Origin of the sequence: Sphingorhabdus sp. EL138 (assembly GCF_900258045.1) — a bacterium.
Lineage (GTDB): Bacteria > Pseudomonadota > Alphaproteobacteria > Sphingomonadales > Sphingomonadaceae > Parasphingorhabdus.
Genome location: NZ_OGVD01000001.1, coordinates 52,383 through 78,342 on the forward strand (window position 1 = coordinate 52,383; position 25,960 = coordinate 78,342).

At 49.7% G+C, this 25,960-nt stretch carries 25 protein-coding genes and 1 pseudogene; 21 read left to right on the top strand and 5 right to left on the bottom strand.

All coding sequences use genetic code 11. From position 1 onward, the window contains the following. Positions 1-164: 164 nt before the first annotated feature. From DK507_RS00280 to DK507_RS00290, 3 genes are read left to right on the top strand one after another with little or no spacing between them, the layout of a single operon-like run. Positions 165-1,073, top strand: coding sequence for an alpha/beta fold hydrolase (locus DK507_RS00280; protein WP_162558817.1), 909 nt, complete (start codon positions 165-167; stop codon positions 1,071-1,073). A gap of 48 nt (positions 1,074-1,121) precedes the next feature. Beyond that, on the top strand, positions 1,122-1,700 hold the full coding sequence (locus DK507_RS00285; RefSeq protein ID WP_109354012.1) for a VOC family protein: 579 nt from the start codon (positions 1,122-1,124) through the stop codon (positions 1,698-1,700). An 8-nt stretch (positions 1,701-1,708) separates the two neighbouring features. After that, a complete protein-coding gene (locus tag DK507_RS00290; RefSeq protein ID WP_109354013.1) occupies positions 1,709-2,464 on the top strand; it encodes an IclR family transcriptional regulator in 756 nt (251 codons plus the stop codon). A gap of 22 nt (positions 2,465-2,486) precedes the next feature. Here the strand turns inward: DK507_RS00290 and DK507_RS00295 are convergent, their stop codons facing one another. Together DK507_RS00295 and DK507_RS00300 are read right to left on the bottom strand one after the other, a co-directional pair. Beyond that, complete coding sequence (locus DK507_RS00295; RefSeq protein ID WP_162558818.1) at positions 2,487-2,795, bottom strand: DUF1330 domain-containing protein; 309 nt, start codon at positions 2,793-2,795, stop codon at positions 2,487-2,489. A gap of 89 nt (positions 2,796-2,884) precedes the next feature. Beyond that, positions 2,885-5,389: a TonB-dependent receptor gene (locus DK507_RS00300; RefSeq protein ID WP_162558819.1), complete on the bottom strand. Its 2,505-nt coding sequence runs from the start codon at positions 5,387-5,389 to the stop codon at positions 2,885-2,887. A 389-nt stretch (positions 5,390-5,778) separates the two neighbouring features. Here DK507_RS00300 and DK507_RS00305 point away from each other — a divergent pair, with 389 nt between their 5' ends. The 8 genes from DK507_RS00305 to DK507_RS00340 are packed head-to-tail and all read left to right on the top strand — an operon-like array spanning position 5,779 to position 12,673. Continuing rightward, positions 5,779-7,128: an MFS transporter gene (locus tag DK507_RS00305; RefSeq protein ID WP_162558820.1), complete on the top strand. Its 1,350-nt coding sequence runs from the start codon at positions 5,779-5,781 to the stop codon at positions 7,126-7,128. Between the two features lie 21 nt (positions 7,129-7,149). Next, positions 7,150-7,929, top strand: coding sequence for an alpha/beta fold hydrolase (locus DK507_RS00310; RefSeq protein ID WP_109354019.1), 780 nt, complete (start codon positions 7,150-7,152; stop codon positions 7,927-7,929). Positions 7,930-7,932: 3 nt separating this feature from the next. Continuing rightward, positions 7,933-8,469, top strand: coding sequence for a cupin domain-containing protein (locus DK507_RS00315; RefSeq protein WP_109354021.1), 537 nt, complete (start codon positions 7,933-7,935; stop codon positions 8,467-8,469). 10 nt (positions 8,470-8,479) lie between these two features. Beyond that, positions 8,480-8,842 carry a hypothetical protein gene (locus DK507_RS00320; RefSeq protein WP_109354022.1) on the top strand — a complete coding sequence of 121 codons (363 nt, stop codon included), beginning with the start codon at positions 8,480-8,482 and terminating at the stop codon, positions 8,840-8,842. 20 nt (positions 8,843-8,862) lie between these two features. Continuing rightward, entirely contained in the window at positions 8,863-9,930 is a 1,068-nt protein-coding gene (locus DK507_RS00325) for a class I SAM-dependent methyltransferase (protein WP_109354023.1), read from the top strand. A 25-nt stretch (positions 9,931-9,955) separates the two neighbouring features. After that, positions 9,956-10,453, top strand: a complete 498-nt coding sequence (locus tag DK507_RS00330; protein ID WP_109354024.1) for a hypothetical protein — start codon at positions 9,956-9,958, stop codon at positions 10,451-10,453. A gap of 58 nt (positions 10,454-10,511) precedes the next feature. Next, positions 10,512-11,882, top strand: a complete 1,371-nt coding sequence (locus DK507_RS00335) for an MFS transporter (protein ID WP_109354027.1) — start codon at positions 10,512-10,514, stop codon at positions 11,880-11,882. Beyond that, complete coding sequence (locus tag DK507_RS00340; protein ID WP_162558821.1) at positions 11,879-12,673, top strand: alpha/beta hydrolase; 795 nt, start codon at positions 11,879-11,881, stop codon at positions 12,671-12,673. The genes DK507_RS00335 and DK507_RS00340 overlap by 4 nt, the downstream gene beginning before the upstream one ends. A 162-nt stretch (positions 12,674-12,835) precedes the next feature. Here DK507_RS00340 and DK507_RS00345 read toward each other — a convergent pair. Further along, a pseudogene (locus DK507_RS00345) lies at positions 12,836-13,587 on the bottom strand (IS3 family transposase); the annotation flags it as partial. A 354-nt stretch (positions 13,588-13,941) separates the two neighbouring features. On the opposite strand from DK507_RS00345, the gene DK507_RS00350 reads away from it, so the two are divergent. Together DK507_RS00350 and DK507_RS00355 are read left to right on the top strand one after the other, a co-directional pair. Continuing rightward, positions 13,942-14,433: a MarR family winged helix-turn-helix transcriptional regulator gene (locus DK507_RS00350; protein ID WP_109354029.1), complete on the top strand. Its 492-nt coding sequence runs from the start codon at positions 13,942-13,944 to the stop codon at positions 14,431-14,433. 6 nt (positions 14,434-14,439) lie between these two features. Further along, complete coding sequence (locus DK507_RS00355) at positions 14,440-15,759, top strand: S9 family peptidase (protein WP_109354031.1); 1,320 nt, start codon at positions 14,440-14,442, stop codon at positions 15,757-15,759. Between the two features lie 852 nt (positions 15,760-16,611). Here DK507_RS00355 and DK507_RS00365 read toward each other — a convergent pair. Further along, positions 16,612-17,241, bottom strand: a complete 630-nt coding sequence (locus DK507_RS00365; RefSeq protein WP_109354033.1) for a metalloregulator ArsR/SmtB family transcription factor — start codon at positions 17,239-17,241, stop codon at positions 16,612-16,614. A 169-nt stretch (positions 17,242-17,410) separates the two neighbouring features. Here DK507_RS00365 and DK507_RS00370 point away from each other — a divergent pair, with 169 nt between their 5' ends. From DK507_RS00370 to DK507_RS00405, 8 genes are all read left to right on the top strand, one after another. Next, complete coding sequence (locus tag DK507_RS00370) at positions 17,411-17,908, top strand: DUF2938 domain-containing protein (protein WP_216822306.1); 498 nt, start codon at positions 17,411-17,413, stop codon at positions 17,906-17,908. A 125-nt stretch (positions 17,909-18,033) separates the two neighbouring features. Beyond that, a complete protein-coding gene (locus DK507_RS00375; protein ID WP_162558822.1) occupies positions 18,034-18,465 on the top strand; it encodes a cupin domain-containing protein in 432 nt (143 codons plus the stop codon). 185 nt (positions 18,466-18,650) lie between these two features. Continuing rightward, positions 18,651-19,349: a DUF4386 domain-containing protein gene (locus tag DK507_RS00380; RefSeq protein ID WP_109354035.1), complete on the top strand. Its 699-nt coding sequence runs from the start codon at positions 18,651-18,653 to the stop codon at positions 19,347-19,349. An 85-nt stretch (positions 19,350-19,434) separates the two neighbouring features. Continuing rightward, positions 19,435-20,040, top strand: a complete 606-nt coding sequence (locus DK507_RS00385; protein WP_109354036.1) for a glutathione S-transferase family protein — start codon at positions 19,435-19,437, stop codon at positions 20,038-20,040. 395 nt (positions 20,041-20,435) lie between these two features. Then, positions 20,436-21,689 (top strand): alanine racemase, encoded by a 1,254-nt coding sequence (gene alr / locus DK507_RS00390; protein WP_109354037.1) that lies wholly within the window; start codon positions 20,436-20,438, stop codon positions 21,687-21,689. Positions 21,690-21,691: 2 nt separating this feature from the next. After that, the gene (locus tag DK507_RS00395; RefSeq protein WP_109354038.1) at positions 21,692-22,372 is read left to right on the top strand and encodes a GntR family transcriptional regulator; all 681 of its coding nucleotides are present in this window, start codon (positions 21,692-21,694) and stop codon (positions 22,370-22,372) included. A gap of 2 nt (positions 22,373-22,374) precedes the next feature. Continuing rightward, entirely contained in the window at positions 22,375-23,340 is a 966-nt protein-coding gene (locus DK507_RS00400; protein WP_109354040.1) for a threonine/serine dehydratase, read from the top strand. Between the two features lie 22 nt (positions 23,341-23,362). Next, positions 23,363-25,153 (top strand): CocE/NonD family hydrolase, encoded by a 1,791-nt coding sequence (locus tag DK507_RS00405; RefSeq protein WP_109354041.1) that lies wholly within the window; start codon positions 23,363-23,365, stop codon positions 25,151-25,153. Here DK507_RS00405 and DK507_RS00410 read toward each other — a convergent pair. Then, entirely contained in the window at positions 25,089-25,592 is a 504-nt protein-coding gene (locus tag DK507_RS00410; protein WP_109354042.1) for an Arm DNA-binding domain-containing protein, read from the bottom strand. The two genes, DK507_RS00405 and DK507_RS00410, sit on opposite strands and share 65 nt — an antisense overlap. Between the last annotated feature and the right edge of the window lie 368 nt (positions 25,593-25,960).

Genomic DNA, 25,960 nt, shown 5'->3' on the forward strand with positions numbered 1-25,960 from the left:
AAACAAAATAATTTGAGCAATGCGGTCAGTCCGCAATCTGGATCGTTGCGATGCTATTGATACGACATATTCTCTATGCCCTTCTAAAGCTTCGCAGAAATCGTGCAGAAACAACTTTACAAAGATTTTCTGTTCTGGTGTCGCGTTTTTTCGGAAGACGAAACATGCTTAATATCGTCATAAACCGAACCGTTGGTATATGTGTTTTCATATCAATTGGGTTGCTGCTAAACTCTGAGCAAGCTCTAGCGACCTCTTCGGGGATCAGCATCAAAAGGAGCTTTGTCGACGGACCTTTTGGCCAAATTCATATCCGCATAGCAAAGCCGGTAAATGGGGTCGCAAAAACTCCGATATTCTTATTCCACCCAACACCATATTCGAGTGTTTATTATCGTGATTTCATACCCCTGCTTGCAAAAGATCGTGTGGTCATTGCATTTGATACCCCCGGTTATGGGGATTCAACAGCGCCGAGAAAGCCGCAATCGATAACCGGTTTGGCTAGCGCTGCGATCAAAGCCCTAGATGAACTCGGTTATGGTGAATCCGGCAATGGGGCGGTCGATATGTTGGGCTATCACACCGGTACTCTTATTGCCGCAGAAGTTGCAATCCAAAGACCAGATCTAGCCCGGCGACTGGTACTTCCCGGCCTCGCCTATTTCGCTGCAACCACACGAGAAAATTTTTACGTAGAAAGTGTTAAAGAGAGCCATATCTCCACAGACGGCTCTCACCTGGACGATCAATGGGAATTCACAACCCGGGCCATGAAGCACGGCTTGACGCTAGAAGAAGCTCAGACAAATTTAGCCGACTTAATGCAATGTTATCCGCAATGCTGGCACGCTTATCATGGCGTTTTTACCTATAAGGCTGAAGAACGCTTTCCCATGGTTAAGCAAAAGGTTCTGCTGATTTCGATAGACGGCAGTCTCAATGAAGAAACCAGAGCAGCCAAAGATCTGTTTTCTGATGCCCAGCATGTCTACTTATCGGAAGTGAAAGATAGTGGATTTATAATCTCACCTGAAAAACTGGCTGAAGTAACAAAAAAATTTCTGGATTAAGTGACAGCTATGCCATCGACTTACGGATTGAATTGGAGAGGACTTAGTATGAGCAAAAAAATCATGACCCTATGGATGTTGGCCATTGTAACAGCTTGTAGCGAGACCAGCCAACCTGAAAAAAAAACCCCCACAATTGCAGGTCTAACGATAGAGGAAGCCATGGTTACAAAAAAAGAAGGAGTTCATTTCAAACGCGTCGCTCTTGTAGTTTCAGACATTGACCGGTCACTCAAAATCTATCGCGATGCCCTCGGCTTTGAACCAAACACAATTAGTAGCTCCCCGCTGGCATCTTTCGGTCATCATATTTTCGGTGCACCCGACAATGCAGAGATGCGCTTTGTGTCGCTCAATTCCAAACAGGAAATGCGCACTCTTGCATTGAGTGAAGTCAAAGGGGTTGAGCTGACACCGACCCGGACACCCCCCTCCCCATATTCCGCCGTTCATGTAATAGAAGTACTTGACATAAATGAGAGCATTACCAACATCAAAAAACTTGGCCTCAAAACATCAGAGTTTTACGCGGCAGATTATGACGGCTATAGTGTAAAAGAACAGGGTTTTTCTGACTATGATGGGCATCAGATTGTTTTATATGAATTGATCCCGCATGAAAAATAGGAATTTGCATGGCAGAAGCAGTCGTAAAATCTGTAAAACGAGTATTCGAAATTTTCGAGTTATTCCGTAGAGAAGCCAAACCCCTACAGGCCGTTGAAGTGGCCCGTGAGTTGGACTTGCCACCTACCAGTACCCACGCGCTCTTAAACAGCATGCGAGCCTTGAATTATATGGAATATGATGGAGCCAATAGGTCTTTCTTGCCATCTCGAAACTTGACAGAATTGTTTGGCTGGTTGTTGGATAGAGTGGAAGATGAAGGACGGCTTATAGAATTTTTGAAACGGCTCAATGAAGAAACACAAGAGACAATCAGTCTCGTTCGCCGCTTAGATATTCATGCTAAGATCATTTACGGTCATGAATCAATCTATCCCATTGGCGTGCGCATGCAAGAAGGGTTAATGCTTCCCATCACACATACCGTCGCCGGAACGTGTCTTTTGGCTGGATTATCCGACGATGAAATGCACGGCCTCAAAGCTAAACTCGAAAAAAAGGACCCCGATCAATACGAAATACTTAACTCTCCCTCAATGAAAGAACGGGTCGAATCTCTGAAAACGGACGGCTACATTATAGACTATGATGTACAGATCGGAGGAATCAGCGCTGTTTGTATGCCGATTTTATCCGAAGTTTCACGTAAAAGACTTGTTGTGAGTATCGTTGGTCCGACAGAACGGATACGTGTCAGCGCCAAGGATCATGTCAAATCATTGAAAAAGCTTGCCAAGCAATATGGAGTAAAAAAACAGTTTTAAGCGATTCTCTTTTCGAACATCGTTATCTCGCGCCCGACAATTCACCTTCAACCAGCAGAACTTGACAATCTGAAATCTGCTCGCGCTTTTTCTTCAGCATCTGATATTCCGGACTATCCCAAAATTTTTTCGCGGCTTCAAGATCAGGCCATTGTGAAATGACAAAAGCTGCATTCTCGCCAAACGCGCCTTCGAGTAGTTTGGCGTCACGAGCAATAAGAATGTATTTTCCACCATATTTACGCACAAGCTCTGCAGTTGCGAGACTATAACCTTCTCGAAACTTCGGCCAGTCTGACACATGAGCCGTAATAAGCATATAAGCAGCCATTTCATGACTCCTGCCAGTTACATCTACAAAAAGGGGGCGGGAAGTGATGTGGGTTTCCCGCCCCTTTGCCATCTATTATATTATCAAACTCAAAAGTTAAACGAGGTTCTGACACCAAATTGCCGGCGCGGATGCAAAGCAATCTGCGAACCTTCGCGGCGGAAATCAAACAACCCGGTATTACTAGACGTGTCAGCAATATTGTTGATGCTAGTAGGTGTATCTTCGCCGAGCAAATTCGTGACAAAAAACTCGATGCGATAGTTTTCACCGCCCAATCCAGCCCGAAGGTTGACGTCAAGGCGATCATCGATTTCCGTCAAGTTTGCATTGCTATCAAAATAGCTGCTGGTGAAGAAGCCGTCCGCACGGACGAAGATCTCGTCGAAGAAGCCCATATCCACTGGCTGTGTATAAATAGCACTTAATGACGCAGTTATAGGTGGGAAGCGTGGTGCTTCTTGTCCTGCAACATTTGCCTCGTCACCAAAGATATCATTAAAATCACCGGCGTCACTTGTCGCTGGAAAAGATTCAATCTCAGAGTTTACATAGGCGAACGAGCCTTGGAACGTTAGATTTTCAATCGGTCTGGCTGTCCAATCCAATTCGAAGCCGTAAATGCGTGTAGATGCCCCATTGTCGGTGAAGGTAATCGTCTGAACACCAGGCGGCATGGTTGAATTATCCAGAATCTGGACGACATTGGTAAAAATCTCGTCCGAGCGTTTCATATAGAAAGCAGCAACATTGAATGAAAAGTTACCGTCACTTGTCGTCTGTTTCCAACCTATCTCGTAATTCTCAAGTTCTTCCTCATCGAAAACCACATCTGCACCAGGTGCTAAGGCTCGAACTGCGGCAAGCTCTGTTGCATCCAATTCCGCAATGGTATCATTAAATCCACCAGGTAAATTTCCGATGCTGTAGTTGGCGTATAGGAGCGTATTATCGGTAGGCTCATAACTGACCACCACACGAGGCAAAAACTTGTTAAAGGTAGACGGGGAAATCGGTGCGGCACCTGCGACAGTCGAGTTCGCGCCCGGTTCACTAATTCTATCTCCTTGATACCGGCCTTCCAAGGATACGGTTAGACCGTCTATGATTTCAACATCTAATGTGCCAAAAACACCTAGAGTACGAGCGCTGTTTTCACTTGGCGAATCCAGAAAGCCACCGAACAAGCCACCTGATCCAAAGCCAAAGCCGCCATCGGAGATGACATCTGCTTTATAGTAGTTGCCTCCCAAAGACCAATTCACACGTTCATCCCACAAGGAGCCCGACACGCGAATCTCTGCACTGATATCTTCTATGCTCGTTCCAGAAGCTGAAACAAAGGAAGCATCCGTCGTACCGTCGAAATCGAAAACACCAAGTACCGCTTCATCATTGTAGCCAAATAGCGCATCAAACCGCAAGTTATCACCGAACTCATACTCCATTGCACCACCAATGCGGAATGCTTCACGTCGGATCCCGAAGCCGCCCAATTCGTTCAATGAAATGCCAAGGTCACTCAAGAAATCGGTTTGCCCCATATTGCCGGTATTGCTTACAATGGTATCAAATACGGCCTGACTGGTGTTTAAGCCGATGCTCGCCAACGCGGGCTGTGAAACCCGTCCACGAAAAGCGGTTTCGGTCCTAGTATTCGCTGCAAGCTCCCCAGAAGTTGGGACTCCGGCAAATGGCGCCGTTCGATCAGTCACGCCATTGGCAACTGGAAATCCACCAAAATTATGTTGAATTACACCGGCCGTTGCTTGAATAGCAGCTGGGCCGTCATTATCCTGATAATAGCGGCTTCTGATCTTAAATTTCAATTTGTCGGTGGGTTGGAAAAGCAACGCACCGCTAATGGCCCACGTCTCCTCGGTTCCCAATTCTTGACCCGGTACGGCTGTGTTGGTGAAGTGGCCTCCATTATAGTTATAGCTTCCGTTAAGTCTGAAATTCAAAATTTCTGGAATGATTGGCCCCTCCACGCTAACGGACGCACGATATTCATCTCGTGTTGCTGCTAAGAAAGTAGCATTTACCCCAAACTCATCGGCAGGGTCTTTTGTGATATAGTTTATCGCGCCGGAGAAAGAGTTACGCCCAAACTGCGCTGATTGCGGCCCCTTGATGACCTCAACGCGTTCCAATTCGCCGACACCAATGCCTTGAATGCCGCCTGTGACCACAATACCATCTATCAAGGTGAGGCCAGTTCGAGATAAAGGCTCTCCGGCAGCATCAAAAACGACACCTCTAAACCTTGGTTGCGTATCAAGCCGCCCCGGCGCAGAGTTGAACGATTCAATATTAAGACCTGGGGTCGCCTGTGCTATGTCAAGAACACTCTCGTAACCCGCACTTTCAATTTCTGCGTTGTCGAATGCCGTCACAGCTATTGGTGTATCTTGAATTGATTCGGCTCTTTTCCGGGCCGTAACAACGATCACATTCCCAATCGATTCCGCAGTAGCATCTTCACTGGATGATTGCGCGTAGACAGCCGGTGCAAACACACCGCTTGCTGCAAACACACCTGCAAAAGCTGGCAGAGCAAATCGGCTTGAAGCTCCCAAAAGTGCATTGTTCATAATATCCTTCCTCCTGTTCATCTATTCAGACCTCAATCAAGGTAATAATCTAAAGACGATCTTGGTCGAAAACGAATTCACGAACATTAACCCAGGGTTGAAAGAATGGCAAATCAAATACACATATGAGGAAAACTGCAACCCATATATGTCGCTAAAGTTGCGATACTAAAAATTGAAAATGGAATAACACATTGATATAATAGTGATATTGACCACACCCAGGTTGACGAGAACCGTTGCAATGATGCAACAAATGGGTTGACTTGCTGTGTTAGGTGGCAATATTTGTGATAACAGCACATTCTATATGTTGCATGTTACATACTTATATGTGAATTAGAGAATCGCCGATCAGCACTTGCAGCGGACCGATACAGCAAATGAATATGACGAGAGAACATAGCGAAACAGAAGAAGGGAACCTTGCTTATCCTTCTTATGTACTCTTTGTTCTCTGCTTAGCGTCGGTCATCTCTTTTTTGGACCGCCAAATCATCAATTTGTTGGTAGACCCAATCAAGGCTGACATGGGGTTGTCGGATACTCAAATCAGTTTGCTACAGGGCTTTGCCTTCGCTCTATTCTACAGCCTTGCTGCAATCCCTCTGGGACGAATGGTGGATGGACGTAATCGCAAAAAGATAATTGCGCTGGGAATGGTGTTGTGGTCCTTTGCAACGGCGCTGTGCGGACTATCGCGCTATTTTTGGCAACTCTTTGTCGCGCGTATGATAGTTGGCATCGGAGAGGCCACATTGTTTCCAGGCGGCTTTTCAATGCTGGCGGACTACTTTCCGCGTAAAACACTGACCAGGGCGCTGTCGATATTTAATGGATCAACCTTTTTTGGTGCCGGCTTGGCATTGATAATTGGCGGCCAAATTTATGGCGCCATGGATAACATGGACAATCCAAACTTGCCTTTTGTTGGCTCCGTGAGTCCGTGGCAGCTCACATTTATGGCCGTTTCACTACCAGGATTACTGCTGGTCGTTCTTTTGCTTCTGACGGTCAAAGAACCGAAGCGTACTGGAGCTAACCATGACAATGGTGGGGAAGTCTATTCGTTACGCGATGGTTGGCACTATCTGAAATCAAACAAAGCCACACTGGCACCGATCATTTTTGGCACCAGCTTGGTCGCGATGTCACTCTATTCCATTGCTTCTTGGACACCATCTTTTTACATTCGCACTTATGGTATGACGCCGGCAGAAATTGGGAGCATTTTTGGCCTATATTTTGTCGTCTTCGGCGGCGCGGGCGTAATCTGCGGTGGTTTCTTAGCCGATTGGCTTAAGGGACGGGGTCGCTCTGATTCAAATATCCTCGCTGGGCTGATCGCTGTATTTTGCGCGATTCCGTTCATAGTGCTTTACCCCCTGGTTGACGACCTGCAGCTATCTCTTTGGTTGCTTGCCCCGGTCATGTTTTTTGGTTCGATGCCTTACGGCACGGGCCCGACAGCACTTCCTCTTCTGGTTCCTAATCGCCTGCGAGGTCAAGTGATGGGCATATATATGCTGATTGTGAATTTGATTGGCCAAGGCTGTGGACCTTGGATTGTTGCACTGTTTACCGACTACGTTGTGGGAGATCCAGATAAAGTGGGAATATCCATAAGTGTTGTATGTTCGATCGGTTTTACATGCGCCGCAATTGTTTTTTTGTTTGGTCGCAAGCCATTTGGCGAACAAATAGCAAAGGAAGAACAGGTCATCTCACAACCGGGATGACGTTCAATTTTGGAGTAACAATTGCCTTTTCTGGAAACACATAACGCCAAGATATACTATGAAACGCACGGTCACGGCGACCCGCCTATCATTCTTGCACATGGCGTGGGCGGCAATAGCTTGGCCTGGTGGCAGCAGGTTCCGTTTCTGGCCCAAACGCACCGCGTCATTATATTCGACCATCGCGGTTTTGGTCGATCAGAGGACCCGGACATGCTCGGACGCAGCGAATTTGTGAATGATCTGGCCGCTCTAATAGATGATCTCAACTTGAAAAACCCCATCCTCATCGGTCAATCAATGGGCGGCATCGCTTGCAGCGGCTATCTCGCGAAAAATCCGAACAATGTATCTGCTCTTGTAATGGCCGATACTTTGTTAGGGCTCGATATCCCTGAAGATATCAAATTTGCACTCCAAGAAGAACGTTCACGGTGTGAGCACTTGGCACAAAATGAGCGCGCAATGGATAAATATACGCGAACCAACAAACCCGCACTTTCCTATCTATTTTCGCATATCTCAGCATTCAATGGCGTAAACCGCAGAAGTTTACAGGGAAATTTTGAGCCAGTTAGCCTGCCTAGATTGGTTGCCGCCGAAGTACCAATTATGTTCATTGTCGGCCAAGGAGACTTTCTCTTCGCACCACGCTTCGTAAAAGCCGTGCAAGCTGCGATGCCGAACGCCGACTATACAGAAATTCCGAATACCGGGCATTCGCCCTATTTTGAAGACGCAGACAGCTTCAACAAAACTATCGACAAATTTATCACCGAACACGATTTGGCAAGGACATAGCTAATGGCAATATGCGCAGGTAAAAATTCCTTCATCGTACCACCAGATCACGGGAAAAGCTTTTGGCAGCCCAAACCAACGGGCGGCTATGCAACTGTAAAACTTACACCAGGTATCACCGGATTTGACCGGTACTCAGTTGGCTTTCAAGTGTTTGAGCCCGGTGTCAATGTAAAGCGCCACGCCCATAACGAAAATCATGAGCTGATCTTTGTTTTTGAAGGCAATGGACAGGTAACTATAGAAGGTGAATCCTATCCGCTTGAACCCGGTTCACTTGCATTGGTTGGCCCAAAAACATTTCACCACCTGGAGAATACGGGCACAAGGCAGCTAAAAACCATGTGGGTCTTTTCACCGCCCGGGTTGGAACATTGGTTCGAAGCTATTGGCCGTCAAAAGAATGAAGGTGAGCCTCAGCCTGAGCCATTTGATCGACCACCAGGAGCGTATTTAAGCCAAAATGAAATTGGTATTATGCGTCCCGAGGATCATGAGAGCCCGATCAGAAATTCCGATTCCGAACCCACATCAAAGTAAAGAGATAGACATGTCTGCAAATAGTGAAAATTCCAATCAACCTTGGGTCAGCAGCGATGAAATTGATGGACCTGGCAAAGAATTTTTTGATGACCCATTAATCGATAACATATTGGATTCCTTATTGGAAATGTCGGCGTCGTTGTGGAATTGCCAAGATCGGATAATGATATTGGAAGAAGCGTTGAGCAAAGAGCTAAGCAATAGAAACCCGGTCGATGTTTGCGAACTCGTCGAACAGCATGTTGCTTCTCCAGAACTTCAACAGCAGCGCGACGCCGCAAGAGCAGAAATGATTAACAGAATATTTCGAAGCTTTACGCGCCGCCAACTGCCCCCATCCTTTACGTCATTTCAAGAGCGAAAATCCTAAAAATTCACGAGGAAAAAACAATGAGCCGCGGAAATATTGGCATTCTACCACGCACGCCCAAACTAGCCGACGAAAGCTATCTAGACTTTGTTAAAGATGTCCGGATTAACTTCCGGCACGGAATGTTCCCTCCATTGTCTGAGATTATTGATACATTGGTCGATGAACGAATGAATGATCAAGAAAGTAAGCCTGATCTGGATGATATTCGAGCAGTAAGCAGCCAACTGTTTAGTGCAAAAGCATGGCAACGGTTCATGCGGACGCACCAAGAAATGGCTTGGAGAAGGGCACGCGATTGTTTTGAACCTGTACGAGACCAGCTGGAAACAGAAATCAAGGAAGCGGAAAACCAATCTCCCGGTAAAGTAACACTCAATCCCAATTTGATCTTACCAGAATATCTCCGCTATCAGATCCACCTTCAGCCCGGCGGATACATTTCCGATGCGTTGGCTGGACGCCATTATTTATATGGGACCAAAGTGTTTTATCTTGGGCTTAACGATCAAGATGAGCTGCATCAGGAAATCGTTGATACGACCAAAGCACCAGAGGATGGCAAGGTCAGGCGTGTTCTGGATGTCGGGTGCAGCTTGGGCCAGGCAAGTATCAAACTAAAGGAAAGATTTCCTGATGCATCGGTTATCGGCATCGACGCTTCCGCTGCGATGGTTCGGTATGCGCACTGGAATGCAATACAGCGCAATATAGATATAGAGTTTATACAGGCACTGGCGGAAAATACAGGATTTGAGGAAGCGTCATTCGATATTGTTCTTGTCTATATCTTGTTTCACGAGTTGCCGCTCGAAGTGACCAAGAAAGTGACAAAGGAAATATTTCGCTTGCTCCGGCCAGGAGGCGAATGGTCAGTTTTTGACTTCCCTACAAATGGGGAATCTTTGTCGCCGGCGCATCATTTTCTTGTCGATTACGACAACAGAAACAATTGCGAACCTTGGTCGCCTCAGTTTGTCTATTCAGATTTTCGCGGAATTCTCGACGAAGCAGGGTTCGAAGTCACAACTGGCCCAAGCAATACAAACGGTTTCCTCCAGACCTTGACATGCCGCAAACCGGGTTAACTTCCCCAACACAAGAAAGACGACTATGAACCACAAAAACACAGATGAAAAAGTCCCCACCGACATTCGCAGAGCTTGTTTGCTGGTAAGCAGCATAGAAAATTCCTTGAAAATCTATCACGAAATCCTCGGACTCAAGTTTTGGCTAGACGAAGAAATGAATGTATCTGGCGAAGGCCTCCCGGCGGGCGAACCAAATTCATGGATACGTCTTGTGATACTCCAAGCAAACGACCCACTTATCGGCAACTTAGCTCTGCTCGAATATCTTGACCCCCCTCTCCCACCACGTGATGCCGATTATCCTAAAAAGCTGGGAATTGGCGGGGTAGTTTTTGTGCTAAATCACAAAGACGTTCAGAGTGTTTATGATCAAATTAGACTGGTGGACGGAGTGCATATTCAAAGCGCACCCCATGATGTCGAGTTTCCGGCACCCAATAACGGCGTTTTTAAACGACGATTGATGAGTTTCTTCGACCCGGATGGTTATTTTTTTGAAGTTGCCCAGTTGTTAAACTGACCACTTGAGGCCTTGTCCTACAGCATGAGCATTTAGAACTAATTTGCGGGATACAATTATGACCACATTGGGATCCGCCCGCACAGTCGATTATCCAAGCAACAGATATGCTTGGTACACCGTGTTCATGTTGACGATTGCGTACGTCGTTTCGTTTGTTGACCGATATATACTCGGGCTTATGATAGAGCCAATCAAAACAGATCTTGGTTTAAGCGACACTCAAATTGGATTGTTATTGGGACCTGCATTTGCGATTTTTTACGTCACGATGGGACTACCGTTTGGTTGGCTAGTTGATCGCAAAAAACGTACATGGATCATTTCTGCAGGAATTGCTGTCTGGTCGGCCGCGACAGTCTTATCAGGATTTGCGAGAAATTTTGTTCAACTATTTATAGCTCGTATGGGCGTGGGAATCGGAGAGGCGGCATTAAGCCCGGCTGCGCTATCTATGATTTCAGATAGCTTTGTAAAGGAACGGCGAGCGCGCGCCGTTGCCTTTTACACAATGGCAGCCTCCTTAGGAGCCGGATTAGCCTCACTACTGGGTGCTGCTCTGTTGACATGGGCAGAAACGGTACCAAAAATAAGCTTGCCAGTTGTAGGCATCGTGAACGCTTGGCAGCTTTCCTTCATCATCGTAGGGCTCCCCGGGCTATTGTTGAGCCTGTTTTTCCTAGTGATGCGAGAACCACCACGAATGGAGTATATCTCAACTAAGGAGGGCCAAGAAAATAGTTCCAGTGTTTCCGAGATGCTACACTATGTCGGCGTCAGATGGAGAGCTTTTGCTGGATTTGTTTCACTAATGTGCTTACTTATGATCGAAGCATTTGGGCAAAAATGGGGAGCTCCGCTATTTGAACGCACCTGGGGTTGGGATGCGGCTAGTTATGCAACTGTGAATGGAATAATATTGCTGGTGTTCGGCCCTTTAACTGTCAACGCTGCTGGATGGGCTGCTGATCGGTTGCTAGTCAAAGGTATCAGAGATGCTCCGCTGTGTATTACGATCGGTGGTGTAGTTATTATGTTTGTAACAGGTCGGTTTATGCCGCTAATGCCAAATCCGGAAATGGCGTTTGTGATGATCTCGATTAATACTGTCGGGATTGCAATGGCAGCAGGCACAGCCATAACTGCTTTGTTGAATATCACGCCAGGACAAATACGCGGTCAGGTTGTAGCACTTTATTTTGTTTGCATAAACCTGGCCGGACTAATGCTTGGTCCAACATCGGTTGCATTTTTGACTGATAATTTCTTAGGCGAAGAAAATCTGCGCTACTCAATGTCACTCGCACCTCTCATACTGGGCCTACCAGTCATTATTCTAATCCCGTTCATTCGAAGATATTATCTCAACCAACTTTCGGAATTGGAAAGAATGGAAACGTCAAAATTGCCAGATTGGAGCGAGAATTGAAGCGCATTTATGCAGATTCCCGACATGGACAGATCCATGTACGGTATTGGCAAGCCGGTAATTTGCAAGCCGGTACGCCCACAATATGTTTGCAGCCGATACCCTATAGCGGTCTCTATTTTGAGAAGATAGCGCCGCTACTAAACACACATCGAGATGTAGTCGCTCCGGATTATCCAGGATATGGCGGTTCTGATCCCTTGCCAGACAAACCAACCATTAGGCAATATGCAGAAGCGATGCTGGACACGCTTGATGAAATGGGCTTCGAAGATCCTGTTGATTTGATGGGGTTTCACACAGGGTGTCTTGTAGCGCCAGAAATTGCCAACATTGCAGGCGATAGAGTGAGATCAATGGTACTTGTTGACGTGCCTTATTTCGGTATTGCATCGCAAAAAACATTATACGACCAAGCAGTGTCGCCCCATGTTATAACCGAGGAGCTTATCAGTCTCGAAAAATTTTGGCGTTTTTCTGTAAGTGACCGAAAAGCCCCTATTTCACTTGATCGCGCTTATAGTCTTTTTCTTGAACAAGCTCGTTCGGGTAATGGTGAATATTTGGGATATCATGCCGCTTTTACCTATCCAGCTGAAGATATTTTCTCGGCGATCCCCCATTCGATTCTCCTTATCGCCACTCAATCAGGCCTTCTTGATGCGACACGTCAAGCGGCAAAAGTTTTCCCCAATTGTAGGCTTACCGAGTGCTTGGAGATCAAAGCGTTGGTTATGGATACGGGGGCGGATAAAATAGCTAAACTTGTGACTGAATATCTATCGGTTTAGATCGATAACTCGCTCCCAATTTTAGTCAGTTTGTACCCCATTTTCTAGCGAAGCCACGCGACTTTTTTTCAACTAATTGTCCGTCGTCAGATAATTTGAGACACATGGCCAGTTAAGATAGGCGAGTGTTTGGTATCATATTAAGCAGCTTGTTTTTTAGGCATCGGCGGGTGTCACGTTGTTCAGGCTCTCGTGATAGCGCCGGTGGTTATAGTGTTCGACGAACGCCTCGACCTGCTTCTCGAGATCGCCGGGCAGGTAATAGTTCTCGAGCAGGATGCGGTTTTTGAGGGTTTGATGCCAGCGTTCGATCTTACGCTGTGTTTGCGGGTGGAACGGTGCGCCGCGAACGTGGCGCATCTTTTTGTTTTTGAGCCAGTCGGCCAGTTCTCCGGCAACATAGCTCGGACCATTGTCGCTGAGCAGTCGTGGTTTATGCAGCACATGAGCTTGATCACAGCCAGAAGCTGTTAACGCCATCTCCAACGTATCGGTCACATCCTCAGCTTTCATCGTGTGCACAGCTTCCAGCTGATGATGTAACGACTGAAGTCGTCGAGGATGGTGGAGAGGTAATACCAGCCCCAACCTATGATCTTCAGGTAGGTAAAGTCGGTTTGCCACAGCTGGTTGGGAGCCGTGGTCTTGTCCTTAAACTCGCTGGCAGCCTTCATTACGATAAAGGCCGGGCTGGTGATTAGGTCGTGGGCCTTCAAGAGACGGTAAACACTGGCTTCTGATACGAAGTAGCCTTTGCTGTCGGTGAACGTGACTGCCAGTTCATGGGGCGATAGCTCGGATAGCTCCAACGCCATTTCGAGTATCTGGTCGTGGATCTCGTCCGGTATCCGGCTCCATGCGCGGCGCGGCCCAGGGCGCTTGTCTACCAGCGCATCATCGCCAAACCGCTGGTACATGCCCAAAGAAATTGCAACCGAATGGCTCGACACGCGCGTGCGCTGGGACATAAGGGCCAGGGGCCGCGAAACCGACATTACAGTGGAACGCCTTGGTCTTGTTCCCAGTCTCCATTGCTTTGAGGTTTGATAAGCAGGGTGGGACTTATTTTTTGTCGACAGTTTGAAGGCGTTTCTCAATACCGGTGTCGGCAACCCGCATCGCGGCTAAGATTGGAAAATTCATGCTGATGTAGAGGGGCGACGCAATCCACTGCACACCGCATTGGCGTGTTTCAACGGAAATCGGCATGGCTAGTTTCTGGATATAAAATATTTGCGCAAAAGTTTTAATAATGTAACAAGTAGAGCATGACGAACTATGCCTTTTCATACGCCCCCGAGTTGCGGCCCGCATTCTTGGCTCACATGTCTGCTCGGTTAGACGCCCTGGTATGCTTTCAATCCAAATCCCTCCTTTTAGAGGCTGGGGCGATCACGCCTGTCTTGTCTGTTTCCATCATCGTATTCTTGTCCGTTCACGGCCCCGGCACGATTGCTGATATCGCGCGCATTGACGGACAATCTCACCAATTGGTGAAGTCGCGATTGAGGCCCCCTGAAGCTCTGGGGCTTGTCAGCGCGAAGCCAGACCCTTCCGACGACCGCAAGCGGATTTTGTCCCTCACTGCCAAAGGGAGGGCCGACGCCAAACGCATCCTCGCAGTAAGTCAGAAAATCGCGGCCGCAGTCGAGGCTCTTCAAGGTGAGCTGAAGGTAGATCTCACCAATGCCATTATGCACGCAGAAAAAAGCTTAATGCGGCGACCTTTGTCGGAACGCATATTTGACCTGGAGAGTTAGAGCGCAATGATGTTTTTTCCTTTGAAGCATGTTGGTTATTGCATGCTGGTATCTGCAGTCTGGCTTGTCGTATCATGTGCCACCACGCCCTCAAATTTCGTGGCGGCGCAGGGCTGCCAAACCGGCGCCTACCAGTATGGCGAACAAATCGTCGTCTTGTACGATCACGTGCGTGACGGAGCGCCGGACAGAACTGGGTATACTTTTGTTGATGGCCGACGTGGCATTTTAGGCGGCGAAGATGCTGAGGTAGCGTGTGTTTCAGCAAAGCTCCAAACGCCCGAGGGGGGCTCTTTTTCTCGCGTGGAGATTGCGGAGGAGGACACGATTTTCCAAAACGACGGCGTCACGCTTCATGGACGGTTGATGACGCCGACAGCCATAGCCGGAAAACCGCGTGCCCTTGCTGTATTCGTGCACGGTTCTGAAAGCACGCCCACCGTCGGGCGTTCGCGGTTTCCCCACTTGCTAGCAGCGCAGGGCATCACCGTTTTTGCCTATGATAAGCGCGGCACTGGTATGTCTGATGGAACATACACGCAAAACTTCCCGCAGCTCGCTGATGACGCTGCCGCCGCGTTTAATCATGCTGTAATGATGGCAAGCGGCCAGTTCGATCGTGCGGGATACTATGGTGGGAGCCAAGGCGGCTGGGTGGCGCCGCTTGCCGCGACCCAATCTGATGCTGATTTTGTTGTGGTCGGGTTCGGTCTAGTGCTTTCGCCAATAGAAGAGGACGCAGAACAAGTTTACGATGAGATGCGCCGCAACGGTTATGGGGAAGGTGACATCGCCAAAGCTAAAGAAGTAACTTCCGCCACCGGGTTGATCGTTGCGTCAAATTTTTCCAGCGGCATCGATGAGCTGCATGAAATCAAACAACGCTATGCGAATGAGCCATGGCTCTTGTCAATTGAGGGAGAGTTCACTGATGAAATTCTCAGCGCAAGCGAGGATGAATTGCGGGCCGGTAAAGCTGGAGACTTCGAAGATGAGAACGTTGCATGGCGATATGACGCCATGTCCGTTTTGCGCTCGCTCGAAATTCCGCAACTCTGGGTCATTGCCGCCAATGATACTGCAGCGCCTGGCGACCTCACACGAGTGCGTCTTCGCGCGCTGCAGTCTGAAGGGTTACCCATTACGACGGCTGTATTCCCTCGTACTGATCATGGCATGGTCGAATTTGATGAAAACCCCGATGGCTCGAGAACCTATACGCGGTTTACGGAAGGCTTCTTTCGGATGATCGCAGATATGATGATGCAGGACTTTGATCCGCCTTATGGAACCGCCGTGATTGTGCCGGCCAATGCTCAAGACTAACTATATGTAACTTTGCTTCGCGCGAGCTGAAACACGTAAAGATGGCCGAAGCGAATATCCTCGATTCTACGAGTATGGAGTGCGTATTGCGCCATAGTCATCATTTAACCCGTATGAGGTGTATATGTTTATCAAGATTGTCATCGGTTTCGTTGTTGGCGTTTTGTTTGGTTTTTTGCTTACGAACTTGTTGTTCGAAAATGTGTTTGGCGGCATCAGAATCGGCCTCATAGTAGGGTCCGGAATAGCAGGAGGACTGATCGCGCTTGGGATTAAACCCCGGAAGTAACGCGGGTTTGTTTCAAACACGAAGGCGCTGAAACAGGTGCTCGCTGAATAGAAAATCGATTGTGCGATTACCTCATGCGGTGGGGTTCTATGAAAATGAAAAAATGGGTAAAATGAAAGTGGCCGCAATCGATGAGCAATTGCATGTGACTTTTGGCAATCTGCACGCTAACGCGACGGCTTACACTGAAACTAACGCTGTGAGAGTAGAGTTAGTTCCACGCCGCGGACAAGTAACAAGGTTTAACATCATACAAGACGGGGAAGTCATTCAACTCGCGTTCGATGATTTCACCTATAATAGGCTTCAGTGATTCTACGGTTCGGTGGGCTCTGTCTAGGAAATCTGTGGAGACCAACAGGCATCGGAAAATGTGACGCTCGCATTCGGGCGGACCAAAGGCGCAACTTCGATCCACGTTTGGGTTCCAAGTGCTATTTCATAATCTCTCACGAAATTTCTTGGCGAAGAGTTAGTCCATTCTAGGGCGCGTTTAGCACGCTCGGTTAGCATCGCCTTTCGGCGGCTGGTGCTCAATCCCGACCTCAAACAACAGGAATTACTTAAGCGGCTTGATCAATGGGCAGACCCGCTGCCTGCCATAATGGTACGCTTTCTTCAAAGCAGCGTGCTTTGAAGCCGCCCATTCTCAGCGCTGCGGTCGCTTCCTTCGAAAATGAGCACAGCGGACCTCGGCAATAGGCGACGACTTCGACGCTTTTCGGCAGCTGGCCAATCCGATCCTGAAGCTCATCAATTGGGATGTTTATCGCGCCTGGAAGACAGCCCAGCGCGTACTCAGTTTCGGGCCGAACATCGAGCAGCAGCACATCTTTGGATTTTATCCGCGCAATGAGTTCTTCGCGGCCAACAGATTCTATTTGAACGTTTGTGCGATTAGAGTCTGGAGCAAATTGTCGAAGACGGAAATCGGAGAAAGCTTGCAATGCATTCAATAAAGGACCGATCGGCCCTTCGCCTACTCTGTAGAAGCTATGCTTCCCATCTTTTCTAAACTGTACCAGTCCTGCCTGTTTCAGTTGCTGCAGATGTTGCGATGTGTTCCCGATGGTAAGTCCAGTTTGTTCGGCAAGCCGATCCACGGTTTTTTCGCCTTCAAGTAGAGCTTCCATGATCGCCAGTCGGTGAGGGTTTCCGATCGATTTGGCGATCATTGAGAGTTGCTCAAACATCTTGCGTCCTTTTATTGAGGCTAACGATAGAGTATTTTTTAAGAACGCTCAATAGAAACCTTGAGGGAGGGGGGGGGGGGGTGTAACTAAAAACCAGAATTACCACTATCTGTTGACATCGTATAATCTATAATTCAATAGAATGATATTAAACAATGGAGACCCTTAGGTGGCCGTCGTCGAAAACCTCATTATGCCCGCAGCCCTAGGTGTGGGCGCAACCATGTTTCTTGATCTTTGGGGAGTTGCGCAAAGCCGTGTGCTTGGCATTCCCTCTCTGGACTACAGACTTGTCGGTCGGTGGCTCGTCTTGCTGCCGAAAGGGCGGATTTTACATGCACCGATCACAACAACGCCTTCAGTCCCCGGGGAAGCATTCATCGGATGGGCTGCCCATTACATCATTGGGTTGATTTTTGGCATCGCTTTCATTGGCTTGATGGGGGTTGACTGGATCTCGGCGCCGTCACTCTTTCCGGCGATTTGGTTTGGGATGTTTACTGTCATCGCGCCGTACTTCGTTCTGCAACCTTGTCTTGGCGCAGGAATAGCGGCCTCGCGCGCACCAGCACCTAATAGAGCTCGCCTTCTGAGTTTTACCGCTCACACGATTTTTGGCCTAGGCCTCTATCTCACGGCGCTAATCATCCGTTCAGTGAGCGGATGATTAGCGCCGCATTACGGATTGGATATTCATAGCAAAGGAGTAGTGAGCGAATGACTGGACCTCAAATTTTGGTCGCCTGATCAATGGATGGAAACCGGGTTAATTCCGTTGGCAACGTCTATCGCATGATAGTCGGCGATGAAGAAAGCAACGGACGTTTCGCCCTTATGGAGACCTTCATCCCGCCTGGGAAAGGTGGCCCTTTTCACATACACCGCAACGAGGACGAAGTCTTCATCGTTACCCAAGGTGAGATGGTGTTCTACGGTGATAACGAACGAAGAATCTACGCCCCTACAGGCACTGTCGTGTCATGTCCGCCCGGTTCGGTTCGAGGATTTCGTAATGAAACCGATGAGCTTGCGAAGATGCTCATATATTATTCGAAAGCCGGAATTGACCGAATGATTGAAATGGACGGAACTTCTGTAGAAGCAGATGTTGAAGTCGTCGAAAATTCAGATGACGAGCCCTTAGCGTGCCCAGACTTATCTAAACAATTTGGGATCGAAGACCTGGACGATCCGCTTCCCTTTGTTCAAAGGCCTAATAAATAACCGGCGGGCCGATCGCGCCCGGGGGCAAGCCTGATCGGTGAGGCAGGCGCTCGCGTACCAGGAGGCACCAATACAAGTGCACGCAAAAACGGTAATCGATTGAGTGATTGCCCCATGCGGCGGGGTGAATGGTCCGCTCCGGGTGGTGCATCTAGTATAAATGAAAGTACAGATTGTGAGGAAAAATGACGTCCATCGATAATGAAGCTGGCCACAAACTGTTGGCGCGCGCAGTTGGGATTGGGTTGCTCGCAACGTTTGGTCTCGGGATCTATCAGACCATGAACGTGGGTGATGGCGTGCTTTTAGCCGCAGTCGAAGGCGGCGCCGACGTACTACTGCAGTTGCTGCAGACCCGAATGCTCGTTGATACGGTTGGCGTTGGTCTGGCGATATTTGTCGCGATTGGTTTTTATCTTCTCCTACGACCTGTGAATGTCTGGTTCTCTCTGGTTGCAAGCGGATTGCGTTTGGTTGGCGCCGGGTTTTTGGGTTTCGGTATATACTCAGCGAGCGGCGTTGCCAGCCAAATTACAAGCGCCGCCGACGAAGGTAGCTCTTTAAAGGCAATTGAAGCCCTGAACGCGCTCAACTTTGATTTGTTTCATTGGGGACTTATCGCAACGTCGCTAGGCGCTATGGTTACGGCTGCCCTGCTGATAGTCGGCCGGTTCGTGCCGCGCGTGCTCGCGGGCTTCGGCGTTTTAGCATATCTTGGCGCAATAGTGGGGGCGTCTTCGATATATCTTGCTCCAAGGCTCTCTGACTTGATGTTTCCAGCCTATGTCGCCGCTAACGCGCTAGCCTTCGTTTCGCTAGCGCTGTGGTTGGCAGTATTTGGAGCGAGTGCAAAGTACTGGAATTCACATTCATTAGAGTCCTGATAGGCAGTTGTTCGATCGAATTCCAACGCGTTGCCTGCAATTGAACGGGCGGTCGATTTTCAATCAGTATACTTAAGGAGATGGTATGAAGTTATATGATGCGAACGCAGGGAATGCCAAACGCGTTCGAGTTTTCATTGCGGAAAAAGGTATAGATGTACCGCGCAAGGTCCTGGAGCTTGGCACAGACACGCGCACGCCGGAATATCTTAAAGTCAATTCGCTCGGCGAAGTGCCCGCCTTAGAGTTGGACAACGGTGACGTGATCACCGAGAGCATTGCGATTTGTCGCTACCTTGAACTCGCCTTTCCTGAAAACCCGCTGATGGGGCGAACTCCTTTCGAGCAAGGCAATATCGAGATGTGGAGCCAGCGCGTCTACTCGCAGCTATTTTTGACCATCGGTCTTATGGTGCGCCACCAGCTGCCGTTGTTTGCAGATGTTTTAGAACAAATCCCAGCCTTTGCCGATGCTCAACGCAAAGCCATGCCTGAAAAATGGCGTTGGTTGAATAAAGAAATGGCTGACGGCAGGCCGTTTATTGCGGGTGAGACATTCAGCTTCGCGGATGTGCACGGTATGACCGCCTTAACGATCACTGATATTTTTGAACTCAGTGCTCCAGCTGATTGCGAACATGTCGTCAAGTGGGCGCAGATCATGCGCGAGCGACCAAGTTGGTCGGCGTGATCAGTTCGAGTTTTTGAATGCGCGTAAGCGGCCGTTTGAGACGCGGCCCGCGCCGATCGCCTGTTTTTAATTGAGCCGTAACTGTGCGCCTCACTGAAATTCGGTGAGGTCAGTCTTCAACATATGAAATCTGCAAAGAGGTTTTTGCGTATCTAAGAGGACGGCATCCTGAACGACACTGTTTTGTTATTCTAACGCTCCACAGCGCATGTTCTGTAACGGTCATCAAAGTTATTTGATTGCGCCGCATATGGCATTTGAAAATACCTCCCCAGTCCTCGCCAAGTGAGACTTTGTGCCGCCAATGGCGCGCTTGACAAATTCGTGTTTTACCGTCAGTATACAATTATCAATAATTGAATACTGATTTTTTGTGTGAGAGAGGAGTGGTCGCGATGGACGAGACGAGACGCCGACTTTTGACGGGCATGGCGGTTTGCGCTGGCAGTGCAGTAAACGCAGGTTGCACAACCGGTTTAGTTGCAGGCGTTCGTGAGCCCGATCCCGCCGCGCCGCCGGGTGTATCGAGAAATCGTCCGGGAGGAAGCGTGGACAGCAATGACCCCTGGGTCGAAATCGACGCTGAGGCGTTTCGAAACAATGTTCGCGAAGTCTCGCGCATGGCCGGTGGCACGCCAATCATGGCGCCGGTAAAAAACAACGCTTATGGCCTTGGCGACACGGTCGTCGGGCCACTTTTGGCATCAATGCCGGAAGTTTCCTCGCTCGCCTGTGTCCGGGTAGCCGAAGGCCTCGCGCTCCGGGCGGCTGGGGTGAGCAAGCCTATCCTCAATATGAGCGAAGTTACCGAGGCTGAGATCGAGCAGCTCGTCTTGAACGATATCGATGTGACGTGCTGGCGCAATGATACGGGTGATCGGCTGGACAGCGTAGCACGACGGCTAGGCAGGCCCATTCCCATCCACTTCTTCATTGACACCGGGCTTAACCGCGAAGGCATGCCCTACGATCGGGCGCTGCCCTGGATGAAGGATCTGGCGCAGCGACCATCGGTCAAAGTTGCTGGAATCTACACAATGTTCATCCATGATATCGAGCATGATCGAGAGCAGTTGAGGCGGTTCAACCAGCTCATTGCGGACGCGCGAGATGAGGGCATTCCGCTGGGGCTTGTGCACGCCTCACCGTCATACACAACCTTTTATCTGCCGGAGGCCCGTTTCGATACGGTTAGGTCTGCGACAGCGATCTTTGGCCTTTATCCGGATGCGAACGCGGTATCGATGGCGGATCTGAAATATGTTTGGCGATTGAAAGCGCGTGTCGTCAGGCTCGAACAATTGCAGCCTGGCGAGACAGTTGGGTTTGGTCCCAAATACACAGTAGAGAAACCGACGACACTTGCGCTTCTGCCCGTCGGGTCAACCGATGGCTATCCAGGCTCTGCCGTCAATAATTGCAAAGTCATGATTGGCGGTCACCTCTACCCCGTGGTTGGATCCATCAGTTCAGCGCACACCATTGTTGATGTGACGGAAAAACCCGATGTCAGTATTCGAGACGTTGCCACGTTGGTTGGGCCGGAGCACGCAGCGATCGAGCCGAGAAACGTCGCAAAGCAGGCAGGTGTTGGACATTACACGCTGATGAGCCGCATCAATGCACTGTTACCGAGGAAGCTGGTTTAGCCATGGCCGATCATGACAAAACGCAGAAACGCTCGCGAGGCGCCGAAGCATACGAACTCATACGAAACAAGATCCTTGCGGGGGACTTTGAGCCAGGTGCGCCGATCGTCGAGTCGCGCCTCGCCGAGACGTTAGGCATTAGTAGAACGCCGATTAGAGAAGCCTTGTTCAGGTTGGCGCAAGAAGGTTTTGCGACGGCTACGTCTGGGTCTGGGTTTTCGGTTTCGTCACTAAACGAGCGAGAGGCGCGGGAGGTCTATCCGCTGATTGCCGGTCTGGAAGTGATTGCCATTGAGGAATCTGGCCCGCTCCTCGCAACGATTGTCGAAAAACTGGTCGCGCTTAATAAGAGATTGGCTGAAGCCAAAACAATTGTCGCTGGCATAGAAATCGATTCCATGTGGCACGACACATTGATCTCTTGCTGCGCAAACAGTCGCCTCCAGTCATGGGTCAGCACGCTTCGCGCGACCGTCTATCGCTACGAAACCTATTACATGTCCGATACGGCCTTGATCGCTGAATCGGTCAAGCAGCACTCCAAGCTTATTGAGCTTATCCAAAGCGGCGAGATCGCTGAGCTCTGCCAGGTGCTGAAGCGCCATTACAAGTTCGGCATGGAGGCGGTTGTCCTGAAGCTCGCTGCATCGCGCACCGCAGCCTCAGCAGGGAACTTGCATTAGACATGAAGATTGCCGACGTCAGTGACGGGATTCTTGCCGCATCTTCGCGCATCGATCCTGAATTTCGCGATACACCCCAGTTCAAAGCAGATGCCTTAAGCGAGCGCCTCGGAAAGTCGCCTCTATTAAAGATCGAAACGGTCAATCCCATCCGATCCTTCAAGGGGCGTGGTGCCAGTCTTCTGATTGATGCAGCTGAGCCAGGGACGCAGCTTATCTGCGCGAGCGTTGGCAATTTTGGCCAAGGCATGGCCTATGCGGCGCGTGCGCGCCAGGTTCCTCTGACGGTCTTCCTCGCAGGGAATGCCAACCCGCTCAAAGTGGAGCGGGTTAAGTCGTTTGGCGCGCAAATTGTTCAGACTGGGAATGATTTCGACGCGGCCAAGCTCGCCGCCAAATCGTTCGCGCAATCGAACGGCTACTCATTCATAGAAGATGGTGCGGCTCCCGAGGTCACGATCGGGGCTGGAACGATTGGGCTGGAAATGCTGGCTGGCAACCACCGGTTCAGCACCATTCTGGTTCCGGTGGGCAACGGCGCGCTGTTGAATGGCGTCGCGTCTTGGATCAAGTCGCAAGATCGGGGCATTCGCGTCGTTGGTGTTTGTTCGCAAGGCGCGCCGGCCATGGCGATGAGCTGGAGAGAGGGACGTTCCATTTCTACGCCCGACGTGTCGACGATCGCCGACGGCATTGCCGTGCGAGAACCTGTACCTGAGGCGGTAACGCTCATGCAGGGACTTGCCGACGATATACTTCTGGTCAGCGATGCGGCCATTATCGAAGCGGTGCAGCTTTGTTTCGACAAATTGGGTTTGCTGGTTGAGCCAGCTGGGGCGGCAGGGCTGGCGACGCTCATCGAGCATCCAGAATCTTTTCCGGAAGATGATGTTGCGACCATTCTTTGCGGCGGAAATATTGCTCCGCAGCACCTTAAGGCATGGATTTCTGGGCGACGGGTATCATGACTTTGAAGACGATTGAGACGCCATGAAATTTGGACGATTACTGACCAGCATTTCTATGGTTGTCGCGCTGGCATGTTCAGGAACTGCCGCGGCGCAGACCGATCCAGACGAACCGGGTACAATTGAATTACTGCTCCACCAAAATGTTGCGGCTATCGATGGAACGCCGCTTGCCGTGACTGCGTGGAAACCGGCTTCCGTGAACGGGCGATTTCCGACGGTGCTCATCGCAACGCCGTATGTCTCCGACGAGGCACACGATCGCGCGCGCACCTATGCGGAGCGGGGTTACGCCATGGCGAGCCTGGATGTACGTGGCCGTGGTGGATCAGGCGGCGAGTATGTGCCGCTGAGTGATCACGGCGCAGATGTTTGCGAGGCGATCAAGTGGATCAAAGCGCAGTCCTGGTCCGACGGAACAGTTATGATGCGCGGCGGGTCGTATCGCGGTATGACCCAATGGATGGCGGCGCGGTCTTGTCCGAACGAGATAAAGACAATGGTCCCTACCGCGTCTGTGTATCCAGGACATGATTTTCCAGTCTTTGCCGGACATCGTAGCCAGAAATACACCGCGACCTGGCTGAGTTTCGTTACTGGCCCGGCGCTTAACATAAATCTGTTTGCAGACGAGACCTACTGGAGCGAGCGTGAGGAAGAATCGTATCGTGGGCACATACCCTTCAATGAGTATGATACGTTTTCTGGCACACCATCGCAGCACTTTCAGAACTGGGTGGAGACCCTGTCCAGGCCTTTGAGTTGGGCGTCAGCGGCGTGGACTCCGCAAGATTATGCGCGCATGAATATGCCCGTCCTCACTATAACTGGGCATTATGACGGCGATCAGCCGGGGGCGCTGCGCTATTTCCGCGAGCATCAGGCGAGCGCACCGCAGGGGGCTGCCATCGATCACTACCTGGTCATGGGGCCGTGGACCCATGGCGGCACCCGGTCACCAAAACGAAAATTGGGGGATGGCGTGGAGTTTGGGCCCGCGGCTGAGTTCGATATGGACCAGTTCAATCTGGATTGGTTCGATTGGCGTCTCGGCCGCGGCTCTCAACCAGATCTGTTGAAAGATCGTATTGCTTACTATGTCGGCGGCGCTGAAGAGTGGCGCCATGCAAACAAGCTTGAGGACATCGCCGCCGAGCAGCGTACGTTTTACCTCTCCGCTGACCCGCATGAAGCATATGACGTTTTCGGTTCAGGTCACCTCTCAGACACTCCGGTCGAAGGAGAAGCGCCGCACGAGTTTGTCAGTGATCCCCTTGATACGAGCCCCGTGAACCTAACTGATACGTACTGGAATGAGATCCGCGGCGGTGAGTTTCGTGTCACGTCGCCGGCGCATATGCCTGAAACACTGGTCTTCCATTCCTCGCCCCTCACTGGGGACACCACCATGGCGGGTCAAATGCGTCTGAAGCTGTTTTTGGAAATGGATACGCCAGACGCAGATATTTTTGTGACCGTTTACGCCATCTTTCCCGATGGCGGGCCGCTATATCTCGGTGCAGATGTTGTGCGCGCGCGGTTTCGTGGCGGTCTCGAACCCAGTCTGGTTGAACCGGGAACAGTGCAAGCCTATGAGTTCAAAAACTTCTTTTGGAATGCGTGGGAATTGCCCGCTGGGACGCGGCTACGGCTGACTGTGGGCCCCTATAATGACCCTTCGGCGCAAAAAAACTATAATTCGGGTGGCCGGCTCGGATTTGAAACGCGTGAGGATGCACGAACCGCGACTATCGCGCTGCATCACAATGCCGATTATCCAAGCGCTCTGGAAATTCCGATTGTTGCTGATTGACATGTCTTACAACGAGTTGTTGCCAACAATCACGTTGGGTTTTCTGGCAGCGCTGAGTCGCGTTTTTCTGATACCCAGTCTGACTTCGATTACTATGATTGTTCTTTCGTATGTCCGCATCGGCCAGATAGCGTTCGCACAGTTCCTTGATAATGATCGAGTTGTTATCAAGGTGTCGTTGTTCAGCGGGGTTTTCACCTTCCGCAATTTTTCCAAGCAATTTGCGGGCTTCCCTTCTGGCAGTTTCTGCAGTCCACACACCATGCTGACCAATTGTGTAACGGCGACTTCTGCCATCTGATCGATATTGGATGAGGTAACTGCGTTTGCCAGAGCGAAAAATCCGCAGACCAAATCCAAGCAATTCATCATCCCACACGAAATAGTCAGAGTTTTTAGACTTAAGTGCTTCTACCGCACGCTTCGTAAGTTTTGTCATGGTGCTATCTCCAGATATCTATCCAAAATCCTGCCTATTTTCGCGGAAGCACCACGGAAGCAAGCGGGAGCAAGTCATCGCTCGCAATAGCGTAGCGATTTCATATGGGCTTTCAATTTAGTTATTTGAAAACAGTACGTTAGCGCACAAAAATAAGCGTCCGGATATTCTAGCGAAAAGCTCCTGAGAGGCCTCCGAAGGCAGCGCTCTTGTTGATCTGAGTACCGGCACAAAGCTGGGTATAAATGTCCTTTTTAAGACTGTTTTGTTCAATGGCTCAGATGTCATTTATGGCGCCGTTTCGAGCAACTGACCGTGGAAACAGATCAAACGTCTACTTTTCGCATTTTGCTGCTCGAAACCGGCCA